Consider the following 18,784-nt stretch of genomic DNA (forward strand, 5'->3'; position numbering starts at 1 on the left):
ATTCAGCGCCTGGCCGTGAAGCTAAACCACTCCATCAGGCGGGCCCGTTCCTCGCCCACCATCGCGTGAATTTCCGCCAAGGTCAATTGGCGCAGCAGGGGGTAGTTGGCATAAACCAGGCCGGCCATGGGAATGACCTGCAACTGGTGCGTGCCGGCAAAACGCTGGCGCAAAAGTTCGGACACCCCCGGCGCCATGAATTCGTGCACCTCCACCAGCACCTCCGCGCGCTGCAACCACGGCACGGCCTGCGGATGCAACAGCTCCCGCTCCGCGCCCTCGCAATCGCACAACACCAGCACCCGCGGCCCCAGTTGCAGCTCTCGCAACGCTGCCACCGTGGCCGCGCCCAGCACCCGCACCCGCTCCGCCACGCCATTCAACTCCGCCATGGCCCGGCACATTTGCCGGCGCCCTTCCTCCATTTCAAAGGCATGCGCCGTGGCCGCAGGAATGCGCCGCGCCATGCCCACCGCGTAATAACCCTCGGCCGCCCCAATGTTGACGATGTCCGTGTACGGCGTGGCGCAGAGAGCTTCCACCACCGGATGCAGCTCGGCCTCGTAGGCGCCAATGATTTTCTCAAAGCGGCTGTCCGCCCAGCCCGGAGGATATTGGAGGCCCTTGAACGGGCCAAAGCTCACCACGTCCCCATACTGGCCGGCGGCGCGCAGGCGCGCTTCCACTTGACGGCGGACGGCGCGCCGCCGTTGCCAGGCGAGCCAGTCAAATATCCGCCCTGCAGGCGCACAGCCCAACAGACCCGTGGCCGCATCGGCCAGCCAGCGCTTCAGGCATTTCCTTGCGGCGCTCATGGGTTGTCCGCATTATGCGCCAGCCGGAGGCAGAGGCACGCCCATTTTTTTTACGTTCTGGACGACCCTCTCAATTTGCGCGCGGTGGGCTGCCAGGCTGCCCTCGGTCCAAATCACGTAATCGGCCCGCTTGATTTTTTCCTCCACCGGCCACTGGGCGGCGATGCGCTGCCGGCAGTGCTCCTCCGGCCAACCCCGCGCCGCCAGCCGGGCCGCCTGAGTCCGGGGCATGCAGGCCACACAGGCCACCCGGTCCACTTCACGCTCCGCGCCAGTTTCGTAGAGCAGGGGAATGACCACGACCCCCACCGGCACGCCCGCTGCCCGCCAGCGCGCGGCCTCGGCCTGCCACGCGGCGCGAATGCGCGGATGCAAAATGGCCTCGAGTTTTTGCCGGGCCGCCGCGTCCGCAAACACCTTTTGCGCCATCGCCGCCCGGTTGAGCGCGCCTTCGGGGGTCAGGTAAGCGGGGCCGAATTCCCGCGCAATTTCCAGCAACGCGGGCTGGCCGGGAAGGGTAAGCTCACGGGCGAGTTGATCGGTGTCCACCACCGGCAGGCCCAGCTCCTGAAAGAAGCAGGCCGCGGTGGATTTGCCCATGCCCACTCCGCCGGTGAGGCCCAGCAAAATCATGGCAAAGTCACGCCGGCCGCGCGGGTCCCCGGGCATCGTCAGGGCACCACGATGCGGAAGAAGCCGCGGTCGCTCAGGTTCAACGGCACCGAGAACGTGCTCGACGGCCCGGTGAGCACGTTGGTGGAGAGCCGCAGCCATTGCACCAAATTGGTGGAGGCTTCCAGGTAGTACACGCTGCCCGGCTGGCCCGTGATGGTCAATTGCAACTGGCCGCCTGTGGCCACCACACCACCAAACGAAGGCGGAGTCGCGGGACTCACCCCCACCACCACGCGGGCCAGGTTGTTGTCCGCCGCCGGGTCAGCGACGCTGCTCACCACCGTGGCGAGGTTGGTCAGCACGCCCGGATTCGGGCAGTTGACCACCAGGGTCAGGGTGGCCGAGGCGCCCACCGCCAGATTGCCCACGTTCAGGGTGACAAGATTGCTTGCGATGACCGGCGCGCCCACCGACGCGCTCGCATTGACCAGGGTGGTACCCACCGGCAGGCGGTTGGTCACCACAATCCCCTGCGCCGCCACCGGGCCGCCATTCTGCACCGTGATGGTGTAGGTGACGTTGCTGTTGGCCACCAGGTTGGCCGTGGAGGCAGTGGCCGCCACCGCCACGTCGGCCGCGGGCGCGAAGTTCTCCACCGTGCTGATTTCGAGGCTCCAGCCGCCGGCAATCAAGCCCACGTCCGGCGAGGCCATATCCTGCACGTACAAGGCCCACACACCGTTGGGATTGGTGCCGTTGAAGACGGCCAGCACATTATTGGTGGCGGACGGCAACGCCGGCGCCGGCGCCGGGAAGGCCAGGCTGAAGTAATTGGTGGGGCGATACCGGCCCGTGGTGACGGCCGCGTTGGCCGGCAGCGCGTTGGTGGCCGTGTCATCAAAGGTCAGCGTCACGCCCTGCAAGGCATTCTCCCAGCCGCCAATGGCGTAACCCATCAACACCACGCGCTGGCCCTGCGGGCCGACGAGCATCATGCTGATGTCGCGCGGGAAGGCATGGGAGAGATTGCTCACCGTGACGGTGACCTTGCCCACGCTGCCGTTGAGGCCCGTCACGTTGATGAGGGACGGATACGGCGTGGCCGGGGCGTCATCCACAATGGTGATGGGATTGGCATTGGCAAAGCGGGTGGTGCGCGCCCCCACCTGCAGGTCAAAGGTCACCGTGCCCGCGTCCTGCGCGCCATCCTGCAACCGCAAGGTGGCCCGCACCAGGCCGCCGTTGGTCGCGCCCACCGTGAAGGTAAAGGCGCGGCTGACCGAAACCCCGCCCGGCAGGAGCAGCCCGTAGGTTTGCGCCGCGCCCGGATTCACCACGCCATTGGTGGGCAGGAGCGTCGCCACCACGTTGGAGGCCGCCACGTTGCCGATGTTGCGCAACGCCAGCCGCACCGTCACCGTCTCGCCCTGGTCCAGCGAGCCATTGACCGGCCCGCTCTCCGAGACCAGCGCTGCCGCCACCGGCACGATGATGCTGTCGTCGTCATCCAGTATGGTGAGCACCGCCGCCCCCTGCACAATGGTGGCCCCGCGCGACGGGAAGGTCAGCGCGATGTTCACCGTGCGCGCGCCGTCCTTCACCTGGTTCTGGTGGATGGGGATGCTCACGGTCTTCTGGCTTTCATTGGCGCTGAAGAACAGCGTGAAATTCGTCGGCGCGTAATGCGTCCCCGGCACGGCCGTGCCGCCACCCACGCTGAAGTTCACCGAGGCCGGCGCGCCCAGGCTGCCGGTGCGGCGCACCACAATGACCGCAGCGCCGCCGCCTTCGCTGACGGAGTAGGCGGTCGCGCTCAAGGACAGGTAACTGTCATTGTCCACAATGGTCAGCACCGCGTTGCTGCGCGCCCCTATCTGCGCGCCCAGCGAGGCGCCAAACAATTGCAGATTCAACGTCTTGTTGGCATTGGTCACCGCGTTGTCGGTGATGGGCACCACGATGTTTTTCACCGCTTCATTGGTGCCAAAGACCAGCGTGCCGCTGACCGGCGTGTAATCCGAGCCGGGCACAGCCGTCCCGCCGCCGGTGCTGTAGCCCACGGTGGCCACCGCCGTGAGGCCGCCCAGCCGCTCGACCGCGATGCTGGCGGTTCCCGCATCCTCATTGACCAGGTAGGTGGAGGCGGTGAACTGGATAAGCGATTCATTGTCCAAAATGGTCACCACCGCCGTGGACGGCTCGGCCAGCGTCGCGCCGTCCCGCGGATTCACCAGCCGCAAGACCACCGTCTCCGGCCCTTCCACCTCGAAGTCGTCATACACCCAGAGCCAAAAGTTGGTGACGAGCTGGCCGTCCCCAAAAACCATCATGTTGGTGATGCCCTCATAATCCAGACCGGCCGTGGCGGTGCCGCCGCCGCTGACCAAATCCACCCGCACCTGACCCGTGCTGCCATTGGTGCGCACCACTGTGATATAGGAAAGGAACCCGCCTTCCGCTGCCTCATACGTTGTCGCGGAGAAACGGAACGCGCCCGGCGTCAAATCGTCATCCAGAATCGTCAGTTCGGCCTGGCTGTTCAAAAAGTCGAGGCTCGCGCCGCCTTGCGGATTGGACAATACCAGCAGCACCGTTTCGTTGCCTTCCGACAGGCTGTCGTCCAGCACCCGCACCGGGAAGCTCTTGGCGGTCTCGCCATCGGCAAACTGCAAAGTGCCGCTGGCCACCACAAAATCGGCCCCGGCCGTGGCGCTGCCGGGCAACACCTGATAATCCACCGCCACAATGCCCAGGCTGCCGTTGGTGCGCTGCACGGTAATGTTGACCACACCGGCATTCTCCGCGGCCTGGTAGGTAAGCACCGGGAAGCCCAGCACGCCCGGACCAAAGTCATTGTCCACAATGGTCAGCGTGGCGTTGGTCATGCCCAAGATGGCATTGACCGGATTTGACAGGCGAATGTCCACCGTTTCATTGCCCTCAATCAGGGTGTCGTCAAAAATCTGTATGGTGAGGGTGGCCCGCGTCTGGCCATCCAGGAAGAACAACGTGCCGGACACCGCCTGGTAATCCGCGCCCCCGTCCGCCGTCCCGCCGCCCACCGTGTAATCCACCAGCGCGATGCCAAAGGTGCTGCCGCTGCGCTCCACCTCCACCTGCGCGAAGCCGGCGCCTTCGTTGACACTGTAATTGACCTGCGCGAAGCGAATCACCGCATCGTCCTCCTCAATCTGCACCGTGGCGGAACTCTGCGGCCCCAATTCCGCCCCGCCCTGCGGGTTGGACAAGGTCACGCGGAAGGTGCGGCCGCTGCCGCTCACCTGGTCATCATAGACCGGCACCGTGAAGGTCCGCACCGTCTCCCCGTCGCCAAACGTCAACGTGCCGCTGACCGCCGTGTAATGCACGCCCGCGCGCGCCGTGCCGTCGCTGGTGGCGTAATCCACCGACACGCTGCCCGCGGTGCCCACGTTGCGCACCACGGTAATCACAGCGTTCGACGCATTCTCCGCCACCGTGAAGCTGGCCACCGCGAAGCTGAAAGCGCCCGGCCCGCGGTTGAAGCCGTTGTTCAGGCGGGTCAGGTAGGCCTGCCGCACACCGTTGAAGGTCTGGAAGCCGCCCGCCACCACAATGCGCTGGTCCGCCTGCAAGGCCACGGCGCTGACGTAATTATCCGCCCCGGTCCCGATGTTGAAGCTGGTGTCCACCGCCCCGTTGGCCAGCAGGCGCGTCAGCCGGCTGCGCGGATAGCCGTTGAAGGAGGTGAAGGCGCCGCCCACCAAAATCCGGCCGTCGGGCTGCAGCGCAATCGAGTTCACAAATTCATCCGCGCCGCCCCCCGGATTGAATTCCAGGTCCAGCGCCCCGCTGGGCAGCAACCGGGCGATGCGCCCGCGGCTGACGCCGGAGACGGTGGTAAAGAGACCGCCCATGAGCACCCGGTTCTCGGCGTCCACCACCACCGACCGCACGGAGCCTTCCGGTCCCGCGCCCGGATTGAACGTGGTATCCACCATGCCGCTGGCCAGCAGCCGCGCCACTCGCGCCCGCGGCAAACCGCCCACGTGCGTGAAATCACCGCCAATGACAATGCGGCCATCGGACTGCACGGCAATGGCCCGCACCGGAGCGTCCGGCCCTTCGCCGAAGCCGAAGGAGAAGTCGGCCACACCGTTGGTGTTGAGCCGGACCAGGTAGCTGCGTTGCGTGAAGCCCACCCGCGTAAAGAGGCCACCCACCAAGATGCGGCCATCCGGCTGCACATAAAGCGCATTCACCGCGTTGTCCAACTGCGCGTTGAAGGTGGGGTCCACCGCGCCGTCCGGGAGCAACCGCACCAGATAAGAATTGGTGCTCGTGCCAAAGCCGGTGAACGAGCCGCCCACATAGGCCCGGCCGTCCTCCAGCGCCACCATGGCCCGAACCACGCCATTGGACGGCCCCACGCCGACGTTATAGACCGTGTCCAGCGTGCCGTTGAGATTCAGCCGCGCCACATTGCTGCGCGCGATGCCGTCCACCATGGTGAAGGTGCCGCCGATGTAAATCTTGTTTTCGCCGTTGGTCTGCACGTACAGCGCATCCACCGAGCCATTGATGAAGGGCGCAAAGCCCACATTGACCGAGCCGGCCACAGGGCTGCTCTCGGTGATGGTGAGCACGGCGTTGGTGATGGCGCCCAGGCCGGCGTTGGTGGGATTGAACAAGCTCAGGCGCACCGTCTTGTTCAAATCCGCCCCGGCCAGCTCAATGAGCGGCACCACGATGCTGCCGGTGACCTGGCCATTGGTCAGCACCAGCGTGCCGGACACCGCCTGGTAGTGCACCCCCGCCACCCCTGAGCCGTCCGCCGTGGCATAGTCCACCGACACCTCGCCCAGCCAGCCATTGGTGCGCAGGACGGTAATCACGGCGTTGGTGCTGTTTTCCGCCACCGTGTATTGCGCGGAGGCAAACGTCAGGAAGCCCGGCCCCACGCTGCTGTCCAGAATGGTCAGGGTGGCCTGCGCAGGCGCGCCCAGGGTGGCGCCGCCGAGGGCATTGGACAAAACCAAACCCACGGTCAAATCACCTTCCACCGCATTGTTGCTCAACACGGTCACGAAGAACGTCTTGGGCGTGGCATCCCCGTTGAGCCACGTCAGCACGCCATTGGTGGGCACGTAATTCACCCCCGGCTGAGCCGTACCCGTGGTGGTGGCGTAGGCCACGCTGATGTTGCCCACCGCGCCATAACGGCGGTTGACCGTGATGGCCACCACGCCGCTGGTCTCGCTGCCCGCAAAGTTGGTGGCGGCAAACGCCAGATTGCCGTTCAGCAGCGGCGTCTCCAGAATGGTCACCGTCGCCTGATTCAAGTTGCCCAGGGTCACCCCGGCGGCGCCGCGCGCGTTGGCCAGGCGCACCAGGAACACTTCATTGGTCTCCGCCAGGAAATCCTGCAGGATGGGCACGCTGAAGCTCTTGACCGTTTCGCCGTCGGCGAAGGATAGCGTGCCCGAGCGCGGCGCATAATCGGCGCCCGCCTGCGCGGTGAAGTCGGCCGTGGCATAATCCACGGCCACCACCCCGCTGCTGCCGCCCGTGCGCACCACCCGAATCACCAGATTGGTTTCGTATTCATTGACCACATACGTGGGGAACTCAAAGTTGAGCGTGCCCGCCGCGAAGTCATTGTCGCGAAGGGTCAAGGTGGCCACCGCTTGGCCCAGCACGGAGTTGCCCGAGGGATTGCTCAGGGCCAATAACACCGTCTCGTCCCCTTCCGCGCGGTTGTCGTCCTGCAGGGTGACAAAGTAATACTTGACGGTCTCGCCCGGGAGGAAGGTCAGCGTCGTGGCCGAGGCGGTATAATCGCTGCCAGCCGTGGCGGTGCCGCCGGCCACTTCAATGTCCACCGCGGCAAAGTTGTTGGTGGCGCCGGTGCGTCTCACTGTGATGACTGCAAAGCCGCTGGGCACGTTTTCATTCACCACAAAGTCCGCCTCGGCAAAGCCAATCAGGTTGTCATCACTGATAATCACCAGTTGGGCATTCACCTGGGCATCCAGCTCCGCCGCCGTGCCCAAGGTGATATTGGTGGGGTTGCTGAGCGCCAGATTCACCGTCTCCGCCGCCTCCACCTCGTTGTCGTTGATGATGGGCACCTCAAAGGTCTGCAACACTTCACCCGGCGGGAACACCAGCTCGCCGCTGACCGGCAGGTAGTCATTCGGCCCGGCCGTGCCGCCCGGCACCGTGGCATAGGCCACGCGCACCTCGTTGGACAAGCCCCAGTTGCGGCGCACCGTGACGACGGCATTGGTCACGTTTTCATCCTGGTAAAACGCCGCCGCCAGAAACTCCAGCCGCCCGGACCCATAATTCCGGTGGCCAATGATGCGCGCCAGATAGGCCCGCGGCACGCCGTTGAAGCTCAAGAAGCCGCCGCCAATCACAATCTGGTCATCCGATTGATTCACCACGGCCGCGATGTGCGCATCGGCGCCCGTGCCAAAATTAATCGTCAAATCATTGGCGCCATCGTCCATCAACCGGGTGATGCGGCTGCGGAACACGTCATTGAACCGCAGGAAATCACCCACCACCACCACCTTGCCGTCACTCTGGAGCGAAAGGCCAAACACCGCCCCGTCCGCCCCGGACAGGCCAGCCAGGAAGTTGGTGTCCAGCGCGCCGCTGGGCAGCAGCCGCGCCACGTGGCCGCGCGGCTGGTTGTCCACCGCGGTGAACAAGCCGCCAATGACGATGCGCCCGTCCTCCTGCACGGCAATGGCGCGCACTGAATCATTCGGGCCGAGGCCCGGGTCAAACGCCGCGTCTGGTGTGCCGTCGGGATTCACCCGCACGAGGTGATTGCGCGGCAGGCCGCGGTACTTGGTGAAAGTGCCGCCCACCAGCAGTTTGCCGTCCGGTTGATATGCCACCGCGTACACCGGTCCATTGGGGCCGGTGCCCGGATTAAAGCTGAGCTGCAACGTGCCGTTGGTGTCCAGCACTGCCAGACTGGGCCGCTCCACGCCGTTGAACGTGTTGAACGACCCGCCAACGGCCACCCGTCCATCCGGATGCACCGCCAGCGCATACACCGGGTTGTTGGCGCCCGTGCCGCGGGCAAAGAAGCTGTCCAGCCGCCCGTCACTGTTCAGGCGGGCCACCCCGAAGCGGTTGGTCACGTCAAACCGGCTGAAACGGCCGCCCACCAGAATCTTGCCATCCGCCTGCACGGCCACCGCATGAACCGTGTCATTGAAGCCCTGCAGCGGGTCAAAAGTGGCGTCCAGCGCCCCATTGACATGCAGCCGGGCAATGCGGTTGCGCGGCTGGCCGTTCACACTGGTGAAGTCGCCGCCCACAATGAGCTTGCCATCCCGTTGGACCGCCAGCGCCCGCACAAAATTGTCAATGCCCGGGCTGGCGTTGAAGATGGTGTCCACCCAACCGGCCGACAAATTATATGACTCGAAGTCAACGATCATCAGCACGGCGCTGGCATTCGCCCCCAGCCCGGCTTTGGCGGGGTTGCTGAGCCGCAAGCCCAGCATCCGGTTCCCCTCCAGCGCCGGATGGTAAAGGATGGGCACGGTAAAGGTCTTTGGCAGCACATCGCCGTCCTCCCACACCAGCACCCCTGAAGTCCCCATGTAATGCACGCCTTCCACGGCGGCGTCCGGGCCGGTCAACGTCTCAGTGGCGTATTCCACGGTGACGCGCCCGCTGCGCCCGCCGCGGCGCACCACCGTCAGCGTGGCCAGCGGCTCCTGTTCATTAATCGCAAAGCGCGGCTGCAGGAATTCCAGCGTGCCGTAGGCGTCATCGTCCAAAAGATTGACCACCGCGCTGGTAATGATGCCCAACTGCGAATACGTGCCGGCGTTGGTGGCCAGCAGCACCTGGAATTGCTCGGGGCCCTCCACCAAATCATCCGGCAGCAACGGCACCAGCAGGGTCTTGGCGGTCTCTCCATGCGCAAAGAACAGCAGATTGGTGGACGCCACAAAATCCGCTCCCGCCAGCCCCGCGCCGTTGGTCAGCCCGGGAATTTCCCGCACGATGACCTGCACCACCTGCGTGCTGAGCGCGCCGCCCGTGCGCCGCACCGTGATGGGCACGGCATTGGTGCTTTCGCTGATGAAATATTCATGCGAGCTGAAGCTCAAGCTGCCCCGGCCATTGTCATTGTCGGTGATGATGAGTGTGGCCGTGTCGCGCCCCAGGGTGGCGCCGCCCAGCGGGTTGAACAAATACAGCAGCACCGTTTCTTCCGGCTCCAGGGCGGTGTCATTGAGAATGGGCACGCGGAAGGTCAGGTTGGTCACCCCCGCCGCAAAGGTCAGCACGCCGCTGGCCAGCGTGTAATCGGCGTTGCGCGTGGCCGTGCCGTCCAGGGTGATATACTGCACTGACACACTGCCATTGGAGCCGTTGGTGCGGGTTACGGTAATCACCGCATTGGTGCCATCCTCGGCCACATAATAATAAGGGGTGGCAAATCCCAGCACCCCATTCTCGAAATCATTGTCCACAATGGTCACCCGGGCCACTGTCTGGAAGCCAAAAGCATGAAGGGCCGAATTGGTGGAGAATCGGGCCGGAATTTCAAACACGAGGGAAAACTCGCGATTCCCATCGCGCACCTGATTGTCCAGGATGGGCACCTGCACCAGCACGCTGCCCCCCTCGCAACCAGACCAAGCCACCCTCTGGCGAATCGGCTGATAATCCACCCCCGCCACAGCGCTCCCATCCACCGTGTACACCACCCCCGTGACTGCCCCCAGCACGCCAAACTGGCGGGTCACATCCACATAAACCAGGACGGTGGACGCATTTTCATCCACCGTGTACTCCGTGCGCACAATCTGGATGTTGCCCCGGCGGTTGTTTTCGGGCGGGGTGATGCCCCCCACCAGCAGCGTGTAGTTGTGTTGTACGCGCACATCCTGCGCCGAGAAGCCGCCGCCCACTCTATCAAAACGCCCACCCACCAGCACCGAACCATCGGCCGGGTCCACTGCCAGTGCGCGGATATTGCCCGGAATATACACATCGGGGAAGGGAGTGGCTTGATACACACCCGGCAGGGTCTGGTTGTAGTAATTATCCAGGAAGCTGGTATCCACCGTCCCATCGGCGTGCAGGCGGGCCATGTTGGTGCGCGCCGTCCCATTCACCGCGGTAAACTCACCCGCAATGTACGCCTGGCCATTGGTATTGAAGGCCATGGCGTACACCGGACCGTCCGGGCCGTAACCCGCATTAAACGTGGCATCCAAGGCCCCATCCGCCGTCAAGCGCACCACTCCACGGCGGTCAAACACCCCCACGCGGTCAAAGTTGCCGCCCACCAAAATGCGATTATCCGGCTGCACCAGCAACGCATAGACGGTGTTGTCGGGATAGGTATCGGTGGCAAAGGTGGCATCCACCGTGCCGTTGTTATTCAAACGCGCCAGCCGCGCCCGCGGAGCGCCGCCAATGGAGGTGAAATCGCCGCCCACAATCACCTTCGCGGTGCTGCCCCGCGGCGCAATGTTCAGCGAGAGATTGTAGAAGCTCACCGGCGCGTTGGTGCGCTCATTGACCACCACCTCCAGCAGCGTGGACGTGCCCAGCCCGAACTCCAACTGCGCCTGCCCGCTGGTGTTGGTGCCGCTGTCGAACAACAACTGATTGTCATAATACACCTTCACGAGGCCTGAGTAGCCATTGGTCGGCGCATTGGTGACGGGCAGCACAAAAACATTGTAATTCAACGTGAAACTGCCCACCACCGCCGTGGCATTGATGTTGGTGCGGAACTCATTCGAGCCAAACCCGCTGAAGTTCACCGTGAACGGCGCGGGCGGTTGGATGGCCAGCGCCCAGACGGTGTCATTGGCGCCCGGGGCCGGGTCAAAGTTCAAATCCAGCGAGCCGTCATCATTCAACCGGGCCAGGTTGCGCCGCGGGACGGAATTGTACGTCTCAAAATCGCCGCCAATCAGGATTTTGTTGTCATCCAAAATCAACAGCGTGCGAATCACGCCGGGCGTCACGCCGCCCAGCATCTGCGCCCCGTTGCCCGGGAAGAAGGTGGCATCCACGGAGCCATTGCGATTGAGACGCACAATGCCGTTGCGCGGCTGGCCGTTGAAGGAAGTGAAAGCGCCCGCCACCAGCACCTTGCCGGCCTGGGTGGAGCGCGGCGGATACGCCGCCACGGCAAACACGGAGCCGTTGGCCCCCTCGCCCGGATTCCACGTGGTGTCCAGTTCTCCGAAAATATCCACCCGCGCCACACCATTGCGCGGCACGCTGTTCACCGCGGTGAAATCCCCACCGATGATGGCCCCGCCCTCATGCCAGGCCAGGGCATAGACGTTGTTATTGGCGCCGGGATTGGGCACAAAGATGGTGGAAGGATTATAGGAGCTCCGAGTGCCCGCTACATTAACCGAGCCAGCGCCGGCCGGCTGGTCGTCGAAATCTATGACCACGTAATAATCACGCGCCTGCGTGTTCACCGTCGGCCGGTTCTGGTTGCCGCCGGTGGGCCGCGGATTCTCAAGCGTGATGATAAATGTCTCCGGCAGTTCCACCCAGATGTCATCGCGAATGGCAATCTCAAAAGTCTTGGGCTGGCGGTCGTTGTCGCCCCAGTTCAGCGTTCCCACCAGCGAATTGGGTCCAGTGGTGGCATTAGGGGTCACTAAATGGAGATCGTTCAAGACATTGGTGGGATTATCCACGTCATAGTAGGCATTGGTGGTGCCCGGACAAGGGCTCCCCACCAGCACCCGGTAATCCACCGCGATGCTGCCTGAACCGCACGGCCGCTCCACCTGGAAGGTGAGGTTGTACACCCCGTCCCTTGAAGGCTCGCCCACCACCCGCGGCGGATAAATCAAGGGATAGATAAATCCCACCATGCCCGCCGGGCTGTCATCGTCGTCAATCCGCACCACGGAGTTGGTCATGCGGATGATGGCCTCGCCAAAGCTCACAATGGGATTGGACAATTCATTGGTGAAAGTCTCATACCGCACCGGCGGCAGGTTGGTGGCAATGGTGTTGGTCTCCACGTTGCAATCGTCCACCAGCGGCAGGGTGAGGATATTGGTCACCTGGCCATCCGCAAAAAACAGCGTAATCCCCAACGGATGCCCCAGATAGTCCTCGGTGTCCGTCGCCGAGCCGTCAATGGTCTTGAAATCCACCGTCGCCGGCCCGTTGGTGTTGCCCCGCCGCAGCACCACCACCTCCACAAAATTCGATTCCTCCGACACCCGGTAAATATCGGTGGAAAACAGGAAAATCGTATCCCGGTCCATCACGTGCACCACCACTTCGGTTTGCGGCCCCAGCAGGCCATTGACGGGGTTCGAGAGGGTGATGCGCAGGCGCAGCGTCCCCTCAATGTTGGTGTTGCTGAGGGTGTTGAGATTCAGCAAGGCAATGGGCGAGCCGTTGAACTGGAGGGTGCCATTGGCCGGCGTGCTGGGCGCCAGCTTGTTCATGGCGCCGGGGTCCAAGGGCGTGATGCTGTAACTCACACTCGCATTGGCCGCCGGCTGGCAGGTCAATACAATCGCCAGGCTGTTCCCTTCAAACACGCTCAGGTTGGTCACGGCAAACTGGATTTCACTCTGCGCCGCGGCGGGGGTCACCCACCCCAGACCGCAGGCCAGCGCCGCCAGGCCCGTTCGCCAGAAACCAGCCACTACTTTTTTCCACACCGTTCGCATAAATCATTTTCCTCGCCGCGGCCCGCCGGTGAACTCACCAGGACTCCGCAGCTCTTTGCCATATTGCGTTAATGCCCAGCCGGCGCCGGCGCTATTGCTGGCGCAGCCGGAAAAACTTCCATTCGCTGCTCAACGGCAGCGTCACCACCCGCCGGCCCTCGCGGACCACCGGCGTCACATTCACCGGCGTCCATTGCGGATTGGCCGTCAATGACGCCGTGCCTTCGAGGGTGTACCCCGGCATATCATGCCAGGAAATCACCAGGTTGCCACCCTGAATCACCAGGCTCAGCTCCGGCGCGGTGGTGATGCGCAAATTCCATCCCCCCGCAATCACGCCCGCGTCCCCGCCCTGGCTGTCGTAGATGAACAGCCGCCAATCCCCGTTGGGATTGGCCCGGCGGAAGGCGCCCAGCGAGGTGGAAAACTGCGGCTGCACCACAAAACCCGCGCCGGGAAACCGGTTGGTGGGCGCCAGGTTGCCCGGCCGGTAGGCGCCGGTGTTCAACGGCTGGTCCAGCGGCAACGCCGCCGGCGCGTCATCCGCAAACAGCAGGGTCAATCCTTCGACATCATGACCGCCCCCCGCTCCGGCCATGAGCAGCACCTGCCGCCCGTCGGGCGACACCACCAGCGCGTGAATGTCCGCCGGGAACGAATGATTCACCCCCAGCAAGCTCACCTGGACCTTGTCCACCACCCCCGTCAGGCCAAAGACCTGAACGGTCGCAGGATACGGGAGCGCCGCCGCGCCGTCGCGGATGATAATCTGGCCGGGGTTGAAATAGGAGCCCGGCAGCGCGGCCGTGCTGGACAGCGCCACGATATTGTTGCTCGTGTTCAAGTCGCTCATCGCGGAGCGCACATTAAAGGTCTGCCGCAACAACGCCTCCATCGTGGAGGCGGCCCGCAGCGTGGCCTGCGCGCTGCCTCGCCGCGCCAGGTCGCCCACATTCCAGGTAAACTCCTCCCCGGAAATGGTATAAGTGCCGGTGGACACGCTGACCGTGACATTGGTGAAGGCCGCCAGCAGCCGGGCCCGCACCACGGTGTTGCTGGCCACTTCCGGCCCGGCATTGGTCACCTGCAAGGTGTAGGTGAACGGCTGCCCCACCTGCGCCGTCTCAGGCGCCACCGTGCCCTCAATCCCCACATCCGCCACCGCACCCAGCGCGCCCCCCAGGCCGGCCACATAGACCGTGGTGTCCAGCGCGGAGTCGCTGGTGTCCGCCAGAATGAATGTCAACTTGTGCTCCGCCAATTCCGGATTCACCTGCGCCGTGAAGACCATCACCGGGTTGGTTTCCCCCAACATGATGACCCCGTCCAGTTCCGTGCCCGGCACCACCATCATCGCCGGATGCCGGATGTTCACCGGCAGCCCGCCCGCGTACGCAATGTTTTCACCGTCCAGGTAGATGCCAAAACCGTCAATGAAGGGCGATTCCACATATTCCGGATACTCCTCCGAACCAAACATCACCTTGAACGTCACGCGGTCATACCCCGGCAGGAACTCAAAATAAATGTCCAACTGGGTCACGTCGTAATGGGTGTACTCCTCCTCCTCCGAGGCGGTAATCGGGTCCAGCAGCAGCTCCTGCTCCGCGGTGGCGCCCACTTCATACGCCGTGGTGCGGCCGGTGTCCGTGTTCGCGCCGCTGCCATAATCCCCCACATGCCCCGTGCTCAACGCCACCCCCGACAGGGACTGACCACTGCCAAAGATATTGGCCGAGTTGAACAATCCCGTGCTCATCCGCGTGCCCCGCCGGTGCGCCATCAAGGAGGCACGCTTGACCTGGATGCCCGTGGACCCGCCCGTGAGCGCCGCCACTAGGGAAGTGACATTGGTGGTGGGCGTGATGACCAGTTCCCCGCCGCCCGCCCCCTGCAAAATCGGCGTAGTGATGGTGACGGTGTTGTTGGTCAGCACCGGATCATACGCCGGCGCCGTGATGCCCACTGTCCCCACCGCCACGGAGCCAGACCCCGGCACAAAGTCCACTTCCAAGGTGGCGCTCCCTCCCGCCAACAAATTCCCCACATTCCAGAAAACCACACTATTGGAAACCGAGGCGCCGCCCTGGCTGGGGAAAGAGCCCTGGAAACCCGCCCCCACCGGCAGATAACAGTACACGGTGACGTTGGACGCCAGCGACGGCCCGGCGTTTTGGGCCGTAATGCCGTAGGTCATCACCGAACCGGACGGCACCGGGCTGGCGGGCGCCGTCACACTCACCCGCACATCGGACGCCGGCGCGACGCGCAACACCGTCGCCACCTCATTGGGGGTGGGATCCGCGCTCGAAGTCATCGCTGCCGTCCAGTTGGTCACCACCCCACCATCGCCCCACGGCCGGACCACAATGACCGCGTTCATCGAAACGCCGTTGGCCAGGGAAGGCACCATGATGACCTGCGCATTGCTGGCGCTCAGGAAGGAGCCGGCACTGACGTTGCCCCGCAGGTATTGCACGTTGGCCGGCAGCCAGTTGGTAATCACGATGCCCGTCGCCGTCTGCGGCCCGTTATTGACCACCGTCAACCGCAACGACACCTCCTGCCCCGCATAAGCGTTGCTGGGCGAGGCGGTCATCTGCAGCGCAATGTCCGCCGCCGTGCTGGGCACCACCACCGTCTCCAGCGCCGCCAGGTTATCGGTCAAATTGTAATCATTTTGCGCGCTGACCGCATACGCAATGTTGGTCAACGTGCCCGAAGGCGGTGTCACCACCTGCACCAGCACCGTGGCCGCAGCGCCGATGGGCAGATTGCCCAGCCCAAAGACCCACACGTTGCCGGTATTTGTAGCGCTGCCGTGGACATTGGTCACCCCCACCAGGGTAACCTGGGGCGGCAGCCAGTTGGTCAACATCACCCCCGTGGCGTTCAACGTGCCGGCGTTTTCCACCTTGATTTCATAGCGCAGGGGGAAACTGCCATAGGGCACCGCCGGCACCGTGCGCACCGTCGTCACCAAATCCACCACCGGCGTCGGATTCACCCGCGTGCCGCCCAGGGCAAAATTGTTCGCCGGATTGGGGTCCAAGATGGGGGTGGTGACGCTGGCCATGTTGGTCACGGCGCCCACGCTCAAAGCCAGCGCCTCCACCGCCACCGTCACGTTGCTGCCCGCCGGCACCACGCCCAGATGAAAGACCAGCACGCCGCCGCCCAAATCCTGATGGACCGTCCCCGGCGGCATCCGCACCGCCTGCACCTGCGCCGGGCCAAACCACCGATTGGTCACCATCACCGCCGGCGCGTTGGACAAACCGGCGTTGGCCACCGTGATGAAATTGGTGAACCGCTCACCGACAATAACCGGGTCCGGCGCATCCTCCATCGTGAGGCTCAAATCCGCGCGGTACGACGTCTCCACCACCGTCCCCACCAGCGCCACGTTATTGGTCTGGTTGGCATCCACCTCGTCGGACCCCACCACCACGATATTGGACACCACCCCCACCTGGTTGGGCCGCACCACAAAACTGGCAGTTGCCTGCCCATTGCTCGCCACCCGGCCCAAATCACACACAACGGCCGAGCCGTCTATGTTGCATCCCGGCCCCAGGCTCACCAACTGCACCCCCGGGAAAAACACGTTGGTCACCCGCGTGTTGTCCGCCGCCGAAGGCCCGGCATTGCGCACGGTAATCTGGTAGGTCAGATTCTGCCCCTGAATCACCGGGTCCGGCGTGTCGGTCACCGTCACTGACAAATCGGCCCCCACCGGCGTGGCGGAAATGCGGGTGGACGTCAGCGCAGTATTGTTGGTCAAATTATTGTCATACGTCTCCGCCAGCACCGTGGCCGTGTTGGTGATGAACCCAGCCTCCAGCGGCCGCACGTTCAGCCAGATGTAAGCCGCGTTGTAGGCCGGCAAGTTGCCCAGTTGGAAGATGACCTCCGGCTCCTGCACCACATACGCCCCGCGGCTGACCCGCGCCTCCTCCACCTGCATGGCAAACACCACGTCGCTGCTGTTGGTGCTGTTTTGGTGCACCTCCACCGCCAGGTAATTCGTGCCGGCCAGCAGATTGCTCACCGCAATCACCGGCTCCACCAACACGCCTTCGGTGGCCGCGCTGGTAGCCAGCGTCAAAAAGCCAATCACCCCGCTGGGCATGTTCGTCGTGCGGTAAATCTCCAGCCCGTTCAAATACACCACCGCCCCGTCGTCCACCAGCAGCCGCAGCCGCAACAGATTGGTGGGCGGCCCCTGGTAGTCAAAGGTGGAGCGGAAATAATAAGTGGGAATGCGGCCCACCTCATTGCTGATGTTCAACTGCGTGCCAATCGGCAGCGGCAGGGGGTCACTTTCAAACGCCAGCACCGCCTCCCCCACCGGCCACGTGGAGTAATCATAAGCCACCTCCTTCCACGCCAGCCCCAGCGCCAGGTTGGACTGGTTGTAGGCCCACGTATTGGAGAAGGTCACCAGCGCCGTGTACTGGGTCACCAGTCCCGCGTTGGAAATCACCGCCGACAGAAACTCCACCCCCGCCGGCAGGGTGTTGGTCAGCCAGGTATTCGTCGCCCAGATGGTGCCGGCATTGGACACCATCAAGGTGTAAGTCAATGGATTCCCCACCTGAATGGGGTCCGGAAAATCCGTCATGACCAGAGACAAATTGGCCGAAGGCGGCGGGTTGACCTGGGTGATTACCGAGGCCGTGTTGTTACCCGGCGCCGGGTCCGGTGAGCTGCTGCCCCCGATGGCGCGGACGGTGTTCTGCCCCAGCGTGCCCGCCCGAGCCACCACCGTGGCGGTCATGGTGCCGGCCACCGGCAGGTTGGCGAGGCTGAAGATGACATTGGTCCCCTGCACTTCATACGTCGCCGCCGCGCCGGACATGCCAATGACATCCACCGCCATGCCAAAGTAAATATCGCTGCTGGTGGCGCTTTGCTGGTGCACTTCCACCGCCAGATAATTGGTGCCCGCCACCAGGTTGGTCACCGCCACGTTGGTGGAATTCAAAACGTTTTCGGTATGCGCCGAGGAGGCACCCGTGCTGTAGGTAATATCGCCCGCCGGCAGGTTGGTGCGCCAAATCTCCACGCCGTTCAGGTACACCACCATGCCGTCGTCCAACTGGTAACGCAGGCGCAGGAGGGGATTGTTCAAACCGTTGGACACCACAAAGGTGGTGCGGAAGTAATAGGTCAGGATGCGGCTCCCGTTGGCATCGAGCTGCAGCCACGTGTTGGTGGGCACCTGCCAGGTGTTGGTGTAGTTGTTGTCGTTGGCAAAGGCCCCGTAACCCACCGGCCACGAGGCATCATCATAACCCACCGCCCGCCATTCCGTCCCCAAATCCTGGCCGTTCTGATTGTACCGCCACAGCTTGTTGGTGAACCCAATTACCGCGTTGGTCACCAGCGAGGAACCCGACACCGTCGCGCTGGCGCTGACAAACGTGAACCCCGCCGGCAAAAAATTCGTGAGCCGCACATCATTGGCCGCGCTGGGGCCAATGTTGGACACCGTCATGGTGTAGGTCACATTGCCGCCCAGCGTCACCAGCCCCGGGGTGCCGCTCATGGTCACCAGCAGATTGGCGTTTTGCGCCCCCAACGGCGCGGCGGCCAGCCCGGCCCACAACAAGCCGCAGCCGACGGCCTTGACTAAACTTCTAAACATGCGCCTCATGATGC

4 protein-coding genes are annotated in these 18,784 nt (G+C 63.9%); all 4 read right to left on the reverse strand.

What is annotated here, in order from left to right; translation table 11 throughout:
• Positions 1 to 2: 2 nt before the first annotated feature.
• The 4 genes from NXS98_RS13430 to NXS98_RS13445 all read right to left on the reverse strand — a co-directional run bounded on the left by NXS98_RS13430 (position 3) and on the right by NXS98_RS13445 (position 18,770).
• A complete protein-coding gene (locus NXS98_RS13430; protein WP_283845528.1) occupies positions 3 to 815 on the reverse strand; it encodes a class I SAM-dependent methyltransferase in 813 nt (270 codons plus the stop codon).
• A gap of 12 nt (positions 816 to 827) precedes the next feature.
• A complete protein-coding gene (gene coaE / locus NXS98_RS13435; protein ID WP_283845529.1) occupies positions 828 to 1,448 on the reverse strand; it encodes a dephospho-CoA kinase in 621 nt (206 codons plus the stop codon).
• Between the two features lie 38 nt (positions 1,449 to 1,486).
• Positions 1,487 to 13,120, reverse strand: a complete 11,634-nt coding sequence (locus NXS98_RS13440) for a Calx-beta domain-containing protein (RefSeq protein WP_283845530.1) — start codon at positions 13,118 to 13,120, stop codon at positions 1,487 to 1,489.
• Positions 13,121 to 13,211: 91 nt separating this feature from the next.
• A complete protein-coding gene (locus tag NXS98_RS13445; protein WP_283845531.1) occupies positions 13,212 to 18,770 on the reverse strand; it encodes a choice-of-anchor L domain-containing protein in 5,559 nt (1,852 codons plus the stop codon).
• Positions 18,771 to 18,784 lie beyond the last annotated feature (14 nt).

This window comes from Fontisphaera persica (genome assembly GCF_024832785.1).
Lineage (GTDB): Bacteria > Verrucomicrobiota > Verrucomicrobiia > Limisphaerales > Fontisphaeraceae > Fontisphaera > Fontisphaera persica.

Excerpts from the sequence above, each read along its gene's own strand:
- NXS98_RS13430 (WP_283845528.1), bottom strand. The coding sequence starts at position 815 with ATGAGCGCCGCAAGGAAATGCCTGAAGCGCTGGCTGGCCGATGCGGCC.
- NXS98_RS13440 (WP_283845530.1), bottom strand. The coding sequence starts at position 13,120 with ATGCGAACGGTGTGGAAAAAAGTAGTGGCTGGTTTCTGGCGAACGGGC.
- coaE (WP_283845529.1), bottom strand. The coding sequence starts at position 1,448 with ATGATTTTGCTGGGCCTCACCGGCGGAGTGGGCATGGGCAAATCCACC.
- NXS98_RS13445 (WP_283845531.1), bottom strand. The coding sequence starts at position 18,770 with ATGTTTAGAAGTTTAGTCAAGGCCGTCGGCTGCGGCTTGTTGTGGGCC.